Annotated in this window: 1 protein-coding gene; it reads right to left on the reverse strand. The window is 71.5% G+C overall.

Annotation, left to right across the window (positions count from 1 at the left end; all coding sequences use genetic code 11):
• Positions 1–10 precede the first annotated feature (10 nt).
• Positions 11–17,920, reverse strand: a complete 17,910-nt coding sequence (locus tag VF106_RS22790) for a non-ribosomal peptide synthase/polyketide synthase (RefSeq protein WP_330841825.1) — start codon at positions 17,918–17,920, stop codon at positions 11–13.
• Between the last annotated feature and the right edge of the window lie 23 nt (positions 17,921–17,943).

Raw genomic sequence — 17,943 nt, forward strand, 5'->3', positions numbered from 1 at the left:
TTTTCTTCGCTCACCGCAGATGTGCGGCGAGTACGGCGGTGATGTGGGCCAGCGGTTCGGGTTGGGTCATGGCGCCGTGGAGGCAGTCGACGTGGTGGGCCTTGATTTCTCCCGTGATGTGTTGGCGCCAGGTCTCCTGGCTTGGCGGGTTCCCGGCCGCCGCGACGAACAGCAGCAGGTCGCCGTCGTAGGCACGCGGGGTGAAGCGCGCGGCGATGTCGACGTTGTGAGCGAAGACGCCGGTCAGGTCGCGGATCCTGGTCGGGTCGAATGTCGCTAGTGGACTGTCCGGGCCGTGTGCGAGCACCAGCAGTTCTTCGTACGGCGGGAGTTCCGGCGGTACCTCGACGCCCAGCGACACGAGTAGTGAGGCCAGCGATTCCTGTTCGGTGAGTGCCTCGGTTTCCGTGACGGCCGGGTAGCCGTCCAGTACGGCCAGCAGGGCGACCTCATGGCCCTGGTCCTGTAGCGCGGTGGCGACCGCCTGCGCGACCAGGCCACCGAAGGACCAGCCCAGCAGGTGGTACGGGCCTTCCGGCTGCACGGCACGGATCTGCGCGGCGTACCCGGCGGCCAGTTCCTCGACGGACTCCCCGCGGTCACCCGGGTCGGTGAGGCCGGGCGCCTGCAGGCCGTAGATCGGCCGGTCCGGTTCCAGGCCACGCACCAACCCCGAGTAGACCCAGCTGATCCCAGCGGCCGGGTGCACGCAGAACAGCGGCTCCCTGGTGCCAGCCGTACGGATCGGCAGCAGCACAGCCAGCGCGTCCTCATCCGCACCGGTGTCGAGGGCGGCGAGTTCGGCGACCGTCGGCGCCACGAACAGGCTTCGAATGGTCAGCTCGGTGCCGAACCTCTGGTTGACGTTCGTGGCGAGCTTGGTCGCGAGCAGGGAGTGCCCGCCCAGTTCGAAGAAGTTGTCGTGGATACCGACCCGGGGAACACCCAACGCGTCCGCGAACAGTCCACACAGGACCTCCTCGCGTGGCGTCCTCGGCCGGCCGGCGCTCGTCGTGGGTGTCGTGGGTGCGGGCAGGGCACGGCGGTCGAGCTTTCCGTTGGCGGTCCTCGGGAGTTCCCGCATCGGCACGAACGCCGTGGGGACCATGTGTCTCGGCAGGCGAGTCGCCGCGTACACACGCACCTCACCGAGATCGTCCGGTCCGACGACGTACGCGACCAGTTGTTTGCCGCCGAACTGGTCCTCCCTTGCGATGACGGCGGTCTGGACCACGGCCGGATGGGTGGCGATGGCCGCCTCGACCTCCGCCGGCTCGACCCGGAACCCACGGATCTTGACCTGGTCGTCTACCCGGCCGGCGAACTCCAGCACACCGCCGGCCCGCCAGTACCCCAGGTCGCCGGTCCGGTACATCCGCTCACCGGGGCCGCCGAACGGGTCGGCCACGAACCGCTGCGCGGTGCTCGCCGACTGGGCGAGGTAGCCGTGCGCCAGTCCGACACCGGCCACGTAGATCTCCCCCACCACACCCGGCGGCACCGGGTTCAGCGCGCCGTCCAGCACGTAGGCGCGCTTGTTGGTGATCGGCCGTCCGATCGGGACGGTCGGACCGTCCAGCTCCGACAGACCAACCGGGTGATACGTGGTGAACCCCATGCTCTCCGCAGGCCCGTACCCGTTGCCCACCCGCAGGCCCGGGAACTGTCGCAGCGCACGAGCGACATGCGTTGGCGAGGCCGGTTCACCACCGGTCAACGCCCAACGCAGACTGGAGAACACCTCGGGACGCTCGTCGAGCAGGAAGTTGAACAACGTCGCCGACAGCTGCAACATCGTGACGCCGTGCTCGACGGCCAGCTTCGTGACGGTGTCCGGATCGGGCCGCTGGCCGGGCTGGACGACACACGTGGCGCCGTGCAGCAACGCGCCGAACAACTCCAGCGCGAACCCGTCCCAGGACACCGGCGAGCACTGCAGGAACACCTCGTCCGGCCCGAAATCCACATAGGACTGCGCGAGGTACGTGCCCACCAGCGCGCGATGTGGGGTCACGACGCCCTTGGGTCGGCCGGTGGAACCCGACGTGAACATCACGCACGCCACCGAACCCGGATCCACCGGCCGTCCGAGGTTCTTGCCGGACGCCGCCGCGATCGCGGCGGCGTGCTCGGCCAGGTACCGCTCGGTGACCACCACGGCGGGGTCCACATCGGACAGCACGCCGGCGATCCGCTCGTCCGGCAGCTCCGGGTCGATCAGGGTGTACCCGGCGCCGGCCTTCAACGCGGCCAGCACCGAGACCACCATGTCCACGCCACGGTCCAGCCACACCGCCACCACGGAACCCGGCCGCACTCCCCCGGCGACCAGACACCTGGCCAACCGGTTCGCCCGCCCGTTCAACTCCGCGTAGCTCAGCCAATCATCGGAGAACACGACCGCGGTGGCGTTCGGGGTCGCGACCACCTGCTCCTCGAACAACGACGGCAGACTCCGGTCCGCGGGGAACTCCTCGGTCGCACCGTGCCACCCGGTCAACAGCTCACGCTCGCCGGCAAGCAGCACGTCCAGCTGCCCGATGGACAGGTCCGGTCGCCCGGCGAGGCACACCAGCAGGTGCTCCAACCGCGCGACCATGCCGCGCACGGTGTCGGCGTCGAACAGGTCGGTGGCGAACTCCACGCCCCCGCTGATCCCAGCGGGCAAACCGGCGTCGTCGTGGTGCTCACCCAGTGCGAGCGTGAGGTCGAACTTGGCGGTCCTGACCCCGAACGGCTGCTCGGCGACGTCGAGCCCGTCCAGGTCCAGCCGCCCGCGGGCGTTGTTCTGCAGGACGAACATGACCTGGAACAGCGGGTGATGCGCGAGACTCCGCTGCGGGTTCAACACCTCCACGAGCTGCTCGAACGGCACGTCCTGGTTCGCGAACGCAGCCAGATCAGCATCCCGAACCCGCCCCAGCAGCTCGACGAAACTCGGATCACCGGAGACATCGGTCCGCAACACCAGCGTGTTCACGAAGAACCCGACCAGGTCATCCAGCGCCTCGTCCGTGCGGCCGGCCACCGGAGTACCGATCGGAATGTCCGTCCCAGCACCCAACCGCGACAGCAACGCGGCGAAACCCGCCTGCAGCACCATGAACAAGGTCACGCCATGCACCCGGGCCAACTCGGCCAACCGAGCGTGCACCGAGGCGTCGACGTGGATCGGCACGACGTCACCCCGGTGGCTGGCGACCGCTGGACGTGGCCGGTCCATCGGCAGCGACAGCTGCTCCGGCACGCCATCCAGAGTGGACTTCCAGAAGTCCAGCTGCGACGTCGCGAACGCCGTCGGGGCCTCGTTCGTGCCGAGCAGGTCCCGCTGCCACAGGGTGTAGTCGGCGTACTGGACGGGCAGCGGCGCCCAACCCGGCGCGACGCCACCACACCGGGCGGCGTAGGCGACGCCGAGGTCACGCAACAGCGGCCCCATCGACCAGCCATCCGCCGCGATGTGGTGCATGACCAGCAGCAGCACGTGCTCCTGCTCGTCCAGCCGGAACAACCAGCAGCGCAGGGGCAGTTCGCGACCGAGGTCGAAGACGTGCTCGGCGGCCGACGCGATCGCCGAGGACAGCGCGTCCGCCGGCACGTCGACCTCCGTGAGGTCCACGATGGACGAAGAGGCGACGACCTGGACCGGGCTGCCGTCGACGGCGGGGAACGTCGTGCGCAGCGGCTCATGCCTGGCCACCACGTCGGTCAGTGCCGCGCGCAGCGCGTCGTACCGCACGGCGCCACGCAACCGCAACGCGACCGGGACGTTGTACGTCGAGCCGTCGTCAAGCCGACCCAGGACCCAGAGACGCTGCTGCGCGAAGGACAGCGGAAGTTCGGCAGGACGGTCCGCCGGCCGTAGCGCTGGACGGGTGGACCGCTCGAGCCTCTCGACGAGGCCGGCGACGGTCGGGGCGCGGAACATGTCCCGGATGCTGAGCTCGGCTCCGAGCACCGTACGCACCCGGCTGATCAGCTTGGCCGCGAGCAGCGAGTGGCCGCCCAGCTCGAAGAACCCGTCGTCGATCCCGACTCCCGGCAGGCCGAGCACCTCGGCGAACAGTCCACAGAGGACCTCCTCGGTGGGGTTGCGTGGCGCGCGGCCGCCCGCCGGGCCGAGGTCCGGGGCTGGCAGGCGCCGGCGGTCGAGCTTGCCGTTCGCGGTGATGGGCAGCGCGTCCAGCACCACGAACGCCGAGGGCACCAGGTACTCGGGCAGCGCCTGCGCCACCTCGGCACGCAGCCACGCCGTGTCCAGCTCCGGTGTGCCGGTGACATAGGCGACGAGTCGCTTGTCGCCCGGCCGGTCCTCGCGCACCACGACCGCGACCTTGGTGACACCCGCCATGCGGCCGACGACCGTCTCGACATCACCCGGCTCGACCCGGAACCCCCGGATCTTCACCTGGGCGTCGGCCCGGCCGATGAAGTCCAGGACACCGTTCGCCGACCAGCGCACGAGGTCACCCGTGCGGTACATCCGCTCGCCGGGCCCGCCGAACGGGTCGGCGACGAACCGGCCCGCGGTCAGCCCCGGTTGGTGCAGGTAGCCATCCGCCAGACCGATGCCGGCCATGTACAGCTCGCCCACCACGCCGGGCGGCACCGGCCTGAGGCCGTCGTCGAGGACGTACACCCGCTTGTTGGCGATGGGCTTGCCGACCGGGATGGCCGAACGTGCCGTGTCCGCGACCACCATCCGGTGGCACAGCGTGAAGATCATGTTCTCCACCGGCGAGTAGCCGTTCACCAGCCGCAGGTCCGGGTAGCGGGCGAGCGCCTTGGCGATGTGCGGCACGGACGCCGGCTCGCCGCCGGTCATGACCTGCCGCACGCCGGCGAAGACGTCCGGGTACTCGTCGAGCAGGAAGTTCAGCAGGCTCGCGGACACGTGCACGGTGGTCACCCGGTGCCGCTCGATCAGCCGGGCGATCTCGGCAGGCTCGGGGCTCTGTCCCGGCTGCAGCACGCAGGTGCCGCCGAAGAACAGCGCGGCGAACAGCTCCAGCGCGAAGGCGTCCCAGGACACCGGTGCGCACTGCAGCACCACCTCCTCCGGCCCGCAGTCCACATAGGACTGTCTGAGGAAGGTGCCGACGAGCGCGCGGTGCGGGGCGAGGACTCCCTTGGGGCGTCCGGTGGAGCCGGAGGTGAACATCACGCACGCCACGTCCGAGGCCTGTGCGGTGCGGCCGAGGTTGTGCGTCGGTCGTGCCGCGATCTCGGTCGCGTGCTCGGCGAGGTAGTCCTCGTCCACCACGATGTCGGCGCCGGTCTCGGCGACCAGCGTCGCCACCCGGTCGGCCGGGAAGGCGGTGTCGAGCATCGCGTAGCCGCCACCTGCCTTGAGCACGGCCAGCACGGCGACGACCAGGTCGATGCCGCGGTCCAGGTGCACGCCGACGAGTTGTCCGGCACGCACGCCGTGGTCGACCAGCAGGTGGGCCAACCGGTTGGCCCGGTCGTTGACCTCGGCATAGGTCGCCTGGTCCGTGCCGAACACGAGGGCGACGGCGTCGGGGGTGCGCTCCGCCTGTGTCTCGAACACCTCGTGTGCGCACAGGTCGGCTGGGATGTCGACGGCGGTGTCGTTCCAGTCCACCAGGATCTGTCGCTGTTGCGTGGCGTCGAGCAGTGCTGCGGCGCCGATCGGGCGGTCCGGGGCGGCGCTGACCGCGTCGAGCAGCCGGGTCAGCCGCTCGACGAGCAGTTCGGCGCCGGCCCGGTCGAACAGATCGGTGGCGAACTCCAGGCTGCCGGTGATGCCGGTGCAGTCGGGGTTCTCACGCAGGCCGAGGGTCAGGTCGAACTTGGCCGCGCCGGTGGCGACCGGCTCCTCGGCGGCCTCGAGTCCGGCGAACTCGAGCGCGCCGCCGGTGTTGTTCTGCAGGACGAACATGACCTGGAACAGCGGGTGATGCGCCAGGCTCCGCTGCGGGTTCAACACCTCCACGAGCTGCTCGAACGGCACGTCCTGGTTCGCGAACGCAGCCAGGTCCGCGTCCCGAACACGCTCCAGCAGCTCGACGAACGTCGGGTCGCCGGAGAGATCGGTTCGCAGCACCAAGGTGTTGACGAAGAACCCGACCAGGTCGTCCAGGGCTTCGTCCGTGCGGCCGGCCACCGGTGTTCCGATCGGAATGTCCGTGCCGGCCCCCAACCGCGACAGCAACGCGGCAAAACCCGCCTGCAGCACCATGAACAACGTCACGCCATGCACCCGAGCCAGCTCGGCCAACCGAGCGTGCACCGAGGCGTCGACGTGGATCGGCACGATGTCGCCCTGGTGGCTGGCCGTCGCGGGCCGCGGCCGGTCGGTGGGCAGCGGGAGACACTCCGGCAGGTCATCCAAAGTGGACTTCCAGAAGTCCAGCTGGGTGCTGGTGAGCGTGGTCGGGTCGTCGCTCGCACCGAGCAGCGCCCGTTGCCAGAGGGTGTAGTCGGCGTACTGGACGGGCAGCGGTGTCCAGTCCGGCTCCGCGCCGGCGGACCGGGCGGCGTAGGCGACGTTGAGGTCGCGCAGCAGCGGCCCCATCGACCAGCCGTCCGCCGCGATGTGGTGCAGCACGAGGACGAGCACGTGCTCGTCCGGTCCGACGGTGAGCACGGTGGCCTGGAGCGGCAGATCGCGCACCTGGTCGAACGCCACGCGCGCCAGTGCCGCCAGCTCGACGGTGACGTCCACTTCGGACCGATGGGTCAACGGCACCGGGGCGGGTTCGAGGATGTGCTGGTGCCACTGACCGTCCCGCTCCGGGAACACCGTGCGCAGGGCCTCGTGGCGGCCTACCACGTCGGTCAGCGCCTCGGCGAGCGCGGGCAGGTCGAGCGTGCCGCGCAGCCGGACCGCGAACGGGACGTTGTAGGCAGGGCTGTCCTCGACGCCGTCCAGGAACAGCAGCCGTTGCTGGGCGAACGAGGGCGGGATCAGCTCCGGCCTCGGCATCGGCGCAAGCCTGGTGCGTGCCTGGCCCGCGCCCCCGGCCGCGACGATCGCCGCGAGCCCGGCGACGGTGGGGGTGGCGAAGAGGTCCTTCACGGTGATCTCGACGCCGAGGTTGGCCCGGACCCGGCTGGTCAGCCGGGTGGCGAGCAGCGAGTGACCGCCGAGGTCGAAGAACCCGTCGTCGATGCCGACCTCGGTGAGCCCGAGCAGGTCCGCGAAGAGTCCACAGAGGATCGTCTCGGTCTCGTCGCGGGGCGCGCGGCTGGTGGCGGCGCCGGTGTAGTCCGGCGCCGGCAGCGCTCGCCGGTCCAGCTTTCCGTTGGGGGTCAACGGGAACTCCGGTAGGACCACGACCGCGGCTGGCACCATGTAGGCGGGCAGCGCGGCGGCCACGTGCTGGCGCAGTTCCGGTGGTGTCACGGCGGACGTGGTGACCGCGTAGCCGACCAGGCGCCGGTCGCCGGGCCGGTCCTCGCGGACGAGCACACTCGCCTGGCCGACCGAGGGATGCCCGCGTAGCACGGCCTCGACCTCACCCAGCTCGACCCGGAAGCCGCGGATCTTCACCTGGTCGTCGGCGCGCCCGACGAACTCCACCGCGCCGGTGGCCGACCACCGCACCAGGTCTCCGGTGCGGTACATGCGGTCGCCGGCCGCCCCGAACGGGCAGGCGACGAACCGCTCCGCGGTGAGCGCGGTCCGGTTCACGTAGCCGTGCGCGAGACCGTCCCCGGCCACGTACAGTTCCCCGACCACGCCGGGCGCCACCGGCGCCAACCACTCGTCCAGGACGTACACCCGCGTGTTGGCGATCGGCGCGCCGACCGGGAGCACGGACCGTTCCGTGTCCTCGGCCGTGATCTGGTGGGTGTTGGAGAACACCATGCTCTCCACCGGTCCGTAGCCGTGCACCATCCGCAGCCCGGGGTGCTCGCGGCGCACCCGCGACACCTGCCCGAGCGACGGCGCCTCACCACCGGTCAACACCTGGCGCAGCACCGAGAACACCCTCGGGTACTCGTCGGCCATCACCGCGAACAGGCCGGCGGACAGCCACAGCGTGGTGACGCCGTGCTCGGCGACCAGCCGATCGATCACCGCGGGATCCGGTGTCTGTCCCGGCGCGAGCACACAGGTGCCGCCGTGCAGCAGGGCGGGCCACAGTTCCAGTACGAGACCGTCCCAGGAGACCGGCGCGCACTGCAGGGTGACCACGTCCGGCCCGAGGTCCATGAAGGACTGTCCGGTGAAGGTGCGGACCACCGTGCGGTGCGCGGAGATCACGCCCTTGGGCCGGCCGGTGGAGCCGGAGGTGAACAGCACGGACGCCGCGTCGCCGGCGGAGACCCGGACGCCGGGTGACGTCGGCGGCCGCGCGGCGATCGGGTCGCGGTCCAGACAGACCGGCTCGATGTCCGGCGGCAGGTTGTGCGCCAGGTCGTCGGTGGTCACCACGGTTGCGGTGCCAGCCTCGGCCAGCACCGCGGCGGTGCGCTCGGCCGGGTGCGACGGGTCGAGCGGCACGTAGGCAGCGCCGGACTTGAGCACCGCCAGGATCGCGGCCACCAGCTCCGGTCCACGGTGGACATAGATGCCCACCAGGTCGCCCGAGCCCACGCCATGGCCGATCAGGTGGTGCGCCAGCCGGTTCGCCTGCTCGTCCAGATCCCGATAGGACAGTCGACCGCCGTCGAAGACCAGTGCCGGCGCGTCGGGGGTGGCGAGTGCACGGGCTTCGAACAGCTCGTGCACACACGCCTCCGACGGGTAGTCCGTCGCGGTGTCGTTCCAGGTCTCCAGCACGCGGCGCCGCTCGGCCGGGTCCAGCACGGTGAGCGCGCTGACCCGGGTGGCCGCGTCGGCGACGGCGGAGGCGAGCAGCCCGGTGAGGCGGCCGGCCAGCACCCGAACGGTGTCCTCGTCGAACAGGTCGGTCGCGAACTCCAGCTCGGCGGTCATGCCGGCCGGCGCGCCGGCGCCGTCGGTGTGCTCGACGACCGCGACGGCCAGGTCGAACTTGGCGGCACGGTTACCGGCCGGCATGTTCTCGGCGGTCAGGCCGGGCAGCTCGAGGGCCGCACCGGCGCTGTCCTGCTGGACCAACAGGACCTGGAACAGCGGGTGCCGCGCCAGCGAGCGTGCCGGGTTGAGCACCTCCACCAACCGGTCGAACGGCACGTCCTGGTTGGCGAACGCGGCGAGATCGGTCTCGCGGACCCGGTCGAGCAGCTCCGCGAACGACGGGTCCGCCGACACGTCGGTCCGCAACACGAGGCTGTTGACGAAGAACCCGACCAGGTCGTCCAAGGCCTCGTCCGAGCGCCCGGCGACGACCGTGCCCAGCGGGATGTCGGTGCCCGCGCCGAGCCGGGTCAGCAGCGCCGCCAACGCGGCCTGCCACACCATGAACACCGTCACCTGGTTGGCGCGTGCCATGGCCCGCACGGCGGCGTGGAGGTCGGCGCCCACAGTGGCCCGGACGACGCCGCCACGGTGGCTGGCCACAGCGGGCCGGGGCCGGTCGGTGGACAGCGCCAGCTCGTCCGGCAGCCCGGCGAGGGCACGTGACCAGTGGTCGAGCTGGCGGGACAGGATGCCGTCGTCGTCGGCGAGCAGATCCCGTTGCCACTGGGCGTAGTCGGTGTACCGGACGGCGAGGTCGGACCATTTCGGCTCGGCGCAGGCCAGCCGCGCCCGGTAGGCCGTGGCGAGGTCACGCATCAGCGGGGCCATGGACCCGCCGTCGGTCGCGATGTGGTGGCACACCAGGAGCAGGACATGCTCGTCCGGCGCGGTGGTGCGCAGCCACGCACGCAGGGGCGGGTCGGTGGTGAGGTCGAACTCGCGGCACATCGCGTCGTCGAGCAGCTCGCCGGAGTCCACCTCGGTCAGCGCCGGCACCGCGTCCGGGACGGGCAGGACGTGTTGGCGGGGCACGCCGTCGTCGGCGGGGTAGACGGTACGCAGTGGTTCGTGCCGTGCCACCAGATCGGCCAGCGCGGCACGCAGTGCCGCCAGGTCGAGCGTGCCGCGGAGCTGGAACGCCAGCGGCACGTTGTAGCTGGCGTCAGGCTCGACCTGGTTGAGGAACCACAGGCGTTGCTGGGCGAAGGACAGCGGCACCGGGTCGGGACGCGGGACACGACGCAGCTCAGGACGGCCTCCGGCCAGCTCGTCGAGGCGGTGGGCGAGTTCGGCCACGGTCGGCTCGCGGAAGAGGGTGGCCACGGTGAGTTCGACGTTCAGCGAGGCCCGCACCCGTTTGGCGAGTTTGGCCGCGGTCAGTGAGTGCCCGCCGAGTTCGAAGAAGTTGTCATGGACACCGACCTGTTGGACGCCGAGCGCGTCGGCGAAGAGTCCACAGAGGACCTCCTCGCGCGGGGTACGCGGGCGGCCGGCGGTCGCCGGCTGCGCGCGACGGGCGGGCTTTCCGTTGGCGGCCCTTGGGACGGCCGACAACTCACGCTCGCCGGGGCGCAGCACCTCCAGTGCGCTGACCGGAGTGGCCGGCGCGGCCACCGCGTCACGCAGCAGCCGGCCCAGCCGGTCGAGGAGGGCGTCCGCGGTGGCGCGGTCGAACAGGTCGCACGCGTACTCGACGTCGACGTCAAGGCCCGCCGGAGCGCCTGCCGGGTCGTGGTTCTCGGCGAACGAGACGGTGAGGTCGAACTTCGCCGTGCCGGTACGCACCGGCTCGGCCGTCACGGCGAGCCCCGGCAGTACCGGCGTCGCGGCGGCCGCGTTCGCGACGACCACCATGACCTGGAACAGCGGGTGCCTGGCGGGGTCACGCACGGGGTTGAGCGCCTCGACCAGCCGGTCGAACGGCACGTCCTGGTTGGCATAGGCGGCCAGGTCGGTCTCGCGCACCCGGCCGAGCAGCTCCGCGAACGACGGGTCCCCGGTCACGTCCGTCCGCAGCACCAGGCTGTTGACGAAGAACCCGACCAGGTCGTCCAACGCCTCGTCCGTACGGCCGGCCACCGGTGTCCCCAGTGGAATGTCCGTGCCGGCGCCCATCCGGGACAGCAACGCCGCGACACCCGCCTGCAGCACCATGAACAGCGTCACCTGGTGCTGGCGGGCCACGTCGAGCAACGCCGCGTGCAGCTCGGCGTCCCAGCGCAGTGCGACGGACTCGCCGGTGAAACTCGGCTGGTCCGGACGCGGCCGATCGGCTGGCAACGTCAGCTCTTCCGGCGCGCCGGCGAGCGTGTCCGCCCAGAAGGCCAGCTCGCGGGCTTCCGTCTCGTCGAGCAGCTCGGCCTGCCATGCCGTGTAGTCGGCGTACTGCACGGGCAGCGGCGCCCAGTCCGGTGCGGCGCCGCCGCACCGGGCCGCGTACGCGACGCCGAGGTCACGCATCAGCGGTCCCATCGACCAGCCGTCGGCGGCGATGTGGTGCACGTTGACCAGCAGGACGTGGTCGGTTTCCCCGGCACGCAACAGTTCCGCGCGCACGGGCGGCTCGGCGGCGAGGTCGAACGTCCGCGTGGCACCCGCGCGGAGCGCCGCCGCCAGCTCGTCCGGCGGGCAGTCCCGCACGGGAAGATCGACCGCCGAAGGCGCCAGGACGAGCTGGTACGGCTCGTCGCCGTCGAGCGGGAACACCGTCCGCAGCGCCTCGTGGCGGGCGATCACGTCCCGCAGCGCCGCGGCCAGCGCGTCCGTGTCCAGCTCGCCGCGCATGCGCAGCGACCAGGCGACGTTGTAGGTGGCACTCCCACCCTCCAGCTCGTCCATGAACCACAGCCGGCGCTGCGCGAACGACAGCGGCACCCGTGCCGCACGGGGCACCGGCCGCAGTGATGGCCGGGCCGCGGCGGTGGTGCCCAGCGACTGCGCGAGCCCGGCCACCGTCGGTGCGCCGAACAGGTCCCGGATGCCGACCTCCGCGCCAAGCGCGGCGCGGATCCGGCTGGTCAGCCGGGTGGCGAGCAGCGAGTGTCCGCCGAGCTCGAAGAAGTCGTCGTCGATGCGGACCTTCGGCACGCCGAGGATGTCGGCGAACAGTCCACAGAGGACTTCCTCGGTGGGGTTGCGCGGGCCCCGGCCGGCGGACAGCGCGGACCGGTCCGGCGCCGGCAGCGCCCTGCGGTCGAGCTTTCCGTTCGGTGTCAACGGAAGCTCGGCCAGCACGACGAACGCCGACGGGACCATGTACGAGGGCAGCACGGCCGTGACGTGGTCCCGCAGCTCGTGTTTCGTGACGTCGCCGACGACATAGGCGACGAGGCGCTTGTCACCCGGCCGGTCCTCCCGGACGATCACGGCCACGTTGGTCACGTCAGGGTGCCCGGCGAGCACACTCTCGATCTCGCGCAGCTCGATGCGGAAGCCGCGGATCTTGACCTGGTCGTCGGCCCGGCCGGCGATCTCGACCACACCGGTGTGGCGCCAGCGGGCGAGGTCGCCCGTGCGGTACATCCGCGTGCCCGGCGGGCCGAACGGGTCGGCCACGAACCGTTCCCCGGTCAGCTCGGGCCGGTTGACGTAGCCGTGGGCGAGGCCGTCGCCCGCCGCGTACAGCTCGCCGACGACACCCGGCGGCACCGGACGCAGGCCTGCGTCCAGCACGTAGACCTGGGTGTTGGCGAGCGGCGGACCGACCGGGAGAACCGTGCGGCCCTCGTCGGACTCGCCGATCCGGTGGCAGTTGGTGAAGACCATGCTCTCGACCGGGCCGTAGCCGTGGACGAGTCGCAGATGCGGGAACTCCCGCCTGGCCCGGAGCACGTGTGCGACGGACGGCGCCTCGCCGCCGGTCATGACCTGCCGCAGCGTGGCGAAGACCTCGGGGTACTCGTCGAGCATGAAGGCGAACAACCCGGCCGACAGCCACATCGTGGTCACCCCGTGCTCGGGCACCAGGCGGGCGATGACGGCGGGGTCGGGCGTCTGTCCCGGCGAGAGCACGCAGGTGCCGCCGTGCAGCAGCGCGGGCCACAGCTCCAGCGACAGCCCGTCCCAGGCCACCGGCGCGCACTGCAGGGTGACCAGGTCCGACCCGAACTCCACATAGGACTGTCCGGTGAACGTGCGTACGGTCGCGCGGTGCGGCGACGCAACGCCCTTCGGCACGCCGGAGGAGCCGGAGGTGAACAGCACGGTCGCCACATCCCCGGCGGACACCGGCACGTTCGGCCGGGTGGCCGGCGCGGACGTGCTCGCGGCGAGCGTCTCGGCGGTCACCGTGGTGCGGACGGCGGCCTCACGCAGGATCGACTCGATGCGCTCCTCCGGGTGGGACGGGTCGATCGGCACGTAGCCCGCGCCCGTCTTGAGCACGCCGAGGAGGCCGACGACCAGACCGAACCCGCGGTCGACCCGCACCGCGACCAGGTCGCCGGTGCCGATGCCGGTGGCGATGAGGTGGTTGGCCAGCCGGTTGGCGTGCTCGTCGAGTTCCCGGTAGGTCATCGGCTCACCGGCGAAGACCAGCGCGGTGCGGTCCGGTGTGCGGTCGGCGCGATCCTCGAACAGCTCGTGCACGCACTTCTGCGCCGGGTAGTCCGTGGCGGTGTCGTTCCACTCGACCAGGACCCGGTCCTTCTCGGCCGCGTCGAGCACGTCCAGGGCATCGACCCGGACAGCTGGGTCGGCCACCGCGGCGGCCAGCACGGTGGTGAGCCTGCGCACCACCGCGAGCACGGTCGGCTCGTCGAACAGGTCGACGGCGAACTCCACCTGGCCGCCGATGCCCGCAGGCGCACCGGCGGCGTCCCGCTTCTCGTGCAGGTTGACGGTCAGGTCGAACTTCGCGACGCCGATACCGACGTGGGCGACCTCGGACGTGGCGCCAGGCAGGGTGAGCACCGCGTCGGTATTGCTCTGCAGCGCCAGCATGACCTGGAACAGCGGGTGCCGTGCCAGCGAGCGGGCCGGGTTGAGCGCCTCCACAAGGCGGTCGAACGGGACGTCCTGGTTGGCGAACGCACCGAGGTCGGCCTCCCGGACCCGCGCCAGCAATTCCGCGAAGGTCGGGTCGCCGGTGACGTCGGTCCGCAGCACCAGGCTGTTGACGAAGAACCCGACCAGGTCGTCCAACGCCTCGTCCGAGCGGCCGGCCACCGGTGTCCCCAGTGGAATGTCCGTGCCGGCGCCCAACCGGGACAGCAACGCCGCCAACGCGGCCTGCAACACCATGAACACCGTCACCTGGTTGGCGCGCGCCAGCTCCGCGATACCCGCGTGCAGGTCGGCCGGCAGCTCGACCGGCACGGTGGCGCCGCGGTGGCTGGCGGTCGCCGGTCGTGGCCGGTCGGTGGGCAGCGCCAGCTCCTCGGGCAGCCCGGCCAGGTTCCGCGACCAGTACGCGAGCTGGCCGCCGTCCTGGTCGTCCATTTCGGACAGGAGGGCACGTTGCCATACCGCGTAGTCGGCGTACTGCACCGGAAGGTTCGGCCAACCCGGCCGCTCTCCGCCCAGCCGGGCGGCGTAGGCGGTGCCGAGGTCACGCATCAGCACGGCGGTGGACCAGCCGTCGGTGACGATGTGGTGGCACACCAGGAGCAGCACGCGGTCGTCAGCGTCCACTTCGAACAGCGTGGCGTGTAGCGGCAGGTCGGTGGTGATGTCCAGTACCCGCCGGGCGGCACGGTCCAACGCGTCGGGCAGTTCGGCCTCGGTCACCGACACCACGGCCAGTTCGGGGCGTGCCGCGTCGGGGGCGAGCACGAGTTGGTGGGGCTGGCCGTCGTGGGCCGGGTGGATCGTGCGCAACGTCTCGTGCCGGGCGACCACGTCGGCCAGCGCCGACTCCAGCGCGGCGACGTCGACCGTGCCGCGCAGCCGGATCGCCATCGGCACCGAGTAGATCCCGCCGGGCCCCTCGAGCTGGTCGACCAACCACAGGCGTTGCTGGGCGAAGGACAGCGGCAGCCGGCCGTCCCGGGGTACCGGGCGCAGCACCGGCCGGTCGGACGCGGTGTCGAGCTTGCCGGCGATGCCGGCCACCGTCGGCGTCGCGAACAAGCTGCGCAGGCTCAGCTCGGCGCCGAGCACCGTGCGCACGCGGCTGATCAGCCGCGCGGCGAGCAGTGAGTGACCACCGAGCTCGAAGAAACCGTCGTCGATGCCGATCCGTGGCACGCCGAGGATGTCGGCGAACAGTCCACAGAGGATCTCCTCGGTCGCGGTCCTCGGCTCGCGTCCGGTCACCGGGCCGCCGAGGTCCGGAGCGGGCAGCGCCGCGCGGTCCAGCTTCCCGGTCGGGGTCATCGGCAACGCGTCGAGCAGCATGAACGCGGCCGGCACCATGTGCTCCGGCACCCGCTCGGCGGTGTGCCCGCGTAGCTCGGCGGCGGTGATCCCGGCGCCGACGACGTAGGCGACCAGTCGCTTGTCACCCGGCCGGTCCTCGCGCACCACGACCGCCGCCCGCGCGACGTCGGAGTGTGCGGTGATCGCGGCCTCGATCTCGGCAGGCTCGATCCGGAAGCCGCGGATCTTGACCTGGTGGTCGGCGCGGCCGAGGAACTCGACGGTGCCGTCCGGCAGGAGCCGGCCGAGGTCGCCGCTGCGGTACATGCGGGTGCCGGGAGTGAACGGGTTGGCAACGAAGCGTTCCGCGGTCAGCGAAGGCTGGCCGAGGTAGCCGTCGGCAAGGCCGGGGCCGGCCAGGTACAGCTCGGCGACGACGCCGGGTGGCACCGGCCGCAGCTCGGCGTCGAGCAGGTAGGCCTGCTTGTTGGCGATGGGCCTGCCTAGCGGGATCGACGGCCGGTCCAGGTCCGCACGGGCGATCCGGTGGCAGAAGGTGAAGATCATGCCCTCTGCCGGTGAGTAGCCGTTGATCACGTGCAGGTCGGGGTATTCCTGGGCGGCGGCGGTCACGTGCGGGATGGACAGTGCCTCGCCGCCGGTCATGAGCTGGCGCACGCCGGTGAACGCGCCAGGATGCTCGTCGAGGAGGAAGTTCATGAGGCTCGCCGAGGCGTAGACCGTGGTCACGCCGTGCTCGGCGATGAGGCCCGCGATCACCGCCGGCTCCGGGTTCTGGCCCGGTTGCAGCACACACGTCCCGCCGAACAGCAACGCGCCGAACAGCTCCAGCGCGAAGGCGTCCCACGAGACCGGCGAGGACTGCAGAACCACCTCACCGGGACCGAAGTCCGCGAAGGTCTGACCGGCCAGGGTGGCGACGATCGCGCGGTGCGGCGCGGCGACGCCCTTGGGCCGGCCGGTGGAGCCGGAGGTGAACATGACGCAGGCGAGGTCGCCCGGGGTCGCGGCGCGCGGCACGACGGTGGCCGGGAGGGCGGCGACGGTGGCCGCGTGCTCGTCGAGGTACTGCCGGTCGATCACGACCGCCGGCGCGGCCTCGGTGAGCACCCGCCTGATCCGCTCGGCGGGGAACCGGGGGTCGAGCAGTGTGTAACCGCCGCCCGCCTTCAACACCGCCAGCACCGCGACGATCAGGTCGACGCCGCGTTCCAGGTGCACCGCGACGAGCTGGCCTGGTGCCAGGCCGGTGCCGGTGAGGTGCCGGGCGAGCTGGTTGGCCGCGGCGTCGAGTTCGCCGTAGCTCATGCGCGAACCGTCGTGGATCAGCGCGGTCGCGTCGGGAGTACGCGCGGCCTGGGCGGCGAACACCTCGTGCACACTCGCGTCCGGGTACTCCCCACGCGCGTCGTTGAGGTCGTACAGCACCTGGTCGCGTTCCTCGGCGGACAGCGTGTCCAACCGTCCCATCTGGACATCCACCGTCGAGGCGAAGGTCTCCAGCACCCGCACGACACGTTCGAGCGTCCGGCGCACGATGTCCTCGCCGAACACCTCCGGCCGGAACAGCAGCCGCACCTCGAACCGCTCCCCCGGCTCGACGACCAGGATGAGCGGGTAGTGCGCGGTGTCCCGGAACGTGATGCCGTCCACCTCGGGACCGCCGGGGATGCCCAGCTTGTAGTCGTTCATCGGGAAGTTGTCGAACACCACGGTGGTGTCGAACAGCGCGCGGTCGGCCCCGGTGGCCTGCTGGATGTCCGCGAGCCCGAGGTGGTCGTGGTCGAGCAACCGGGAGCGCTGGTCGTGCAGTGCCGCGAGCACCTCGCGCACGGTGGTCGTGGCCGTCAGCTCGACGCGCACCGGAACGGTGTTGATGAACAGGCCGATCATCTCGTCGGCGCCGGGCAGGTCCGAGGGGCGGCCGCTGACCGTCGAGCCGAACACGACATCGCGCCGGCCGGTGAGCTGGCCGAGCACGACGGCCCATGCCGTCTGGCACAACGTGTTCAGCGTGACCTCGCAGTCCCGCGCGACGGCCTGCAGGCGGTCGACGAGCTCGTCCGGCAGCTCGGCGACGACGATGTCGGCCTCACCGACGGCGATGGTGCCCGCGTCCGGCGCCACGTGCGTCGGTCCGTCCACACCGGACAGCGCCGCTCGCCATGCCTCCTCCGCGGTCGCCTTGTCCCGGCCGGCGAGCCAGGTCAGGTAGTCCCGGTACGGCCGCACGGCGGAACCCGCGACGCCGTCCGCGTAGAGCGCGAACAGCTCGCGGAACAGCAGTGCCACCGACCAACCGTCCAGCAGGATGTGGTGGGCGGCGAGCACCAGCCGGTGCCGCGCGGGTCCCTCGGTGATCAGGGTGAACCGCAGCAGCGACGCGTCGCCGATGTCGAAGCCGCGGTCCCAGTCCTCCGCGACCAGCTCGGCCGACCGCACGGCACGGTGCTCGCCGTCCAGGTGACTCAGGTCGATCTCGGTCCACCCCAACGGAATGTCCCGCCGCAGCACCTGGACCGGCTCGCCGGTCTTGCGGTTGCGGAAACTCGCCCGCAGGTTCGCGTGCCGCCGCAGCAGTTCCTGCGCGGCTGTCCGCAGCCGGGCCGGCTCGAGGTCGCCGCGCAGCTCGGCGACGAACTGCGTCAGGTAGAGGCTCTTCGCCTCGCGGTCGTACAGCGCGTGGAAGAGCAGGCCCTCCTGCAGCGGCGAGAGCGGGAGGATGTCCTCGATCGGTGACTGGGCCACCTTGACCATCTCCTGGAAAAGTC

This window comes from Actinophytocola sp. (genome assembly GCF_036378875.1).
GTDB lineage: Bacteria > Actinomycetota > Actinomycetes > Mycobacteriales > Pseudonocardiaceae > Actinophytocola.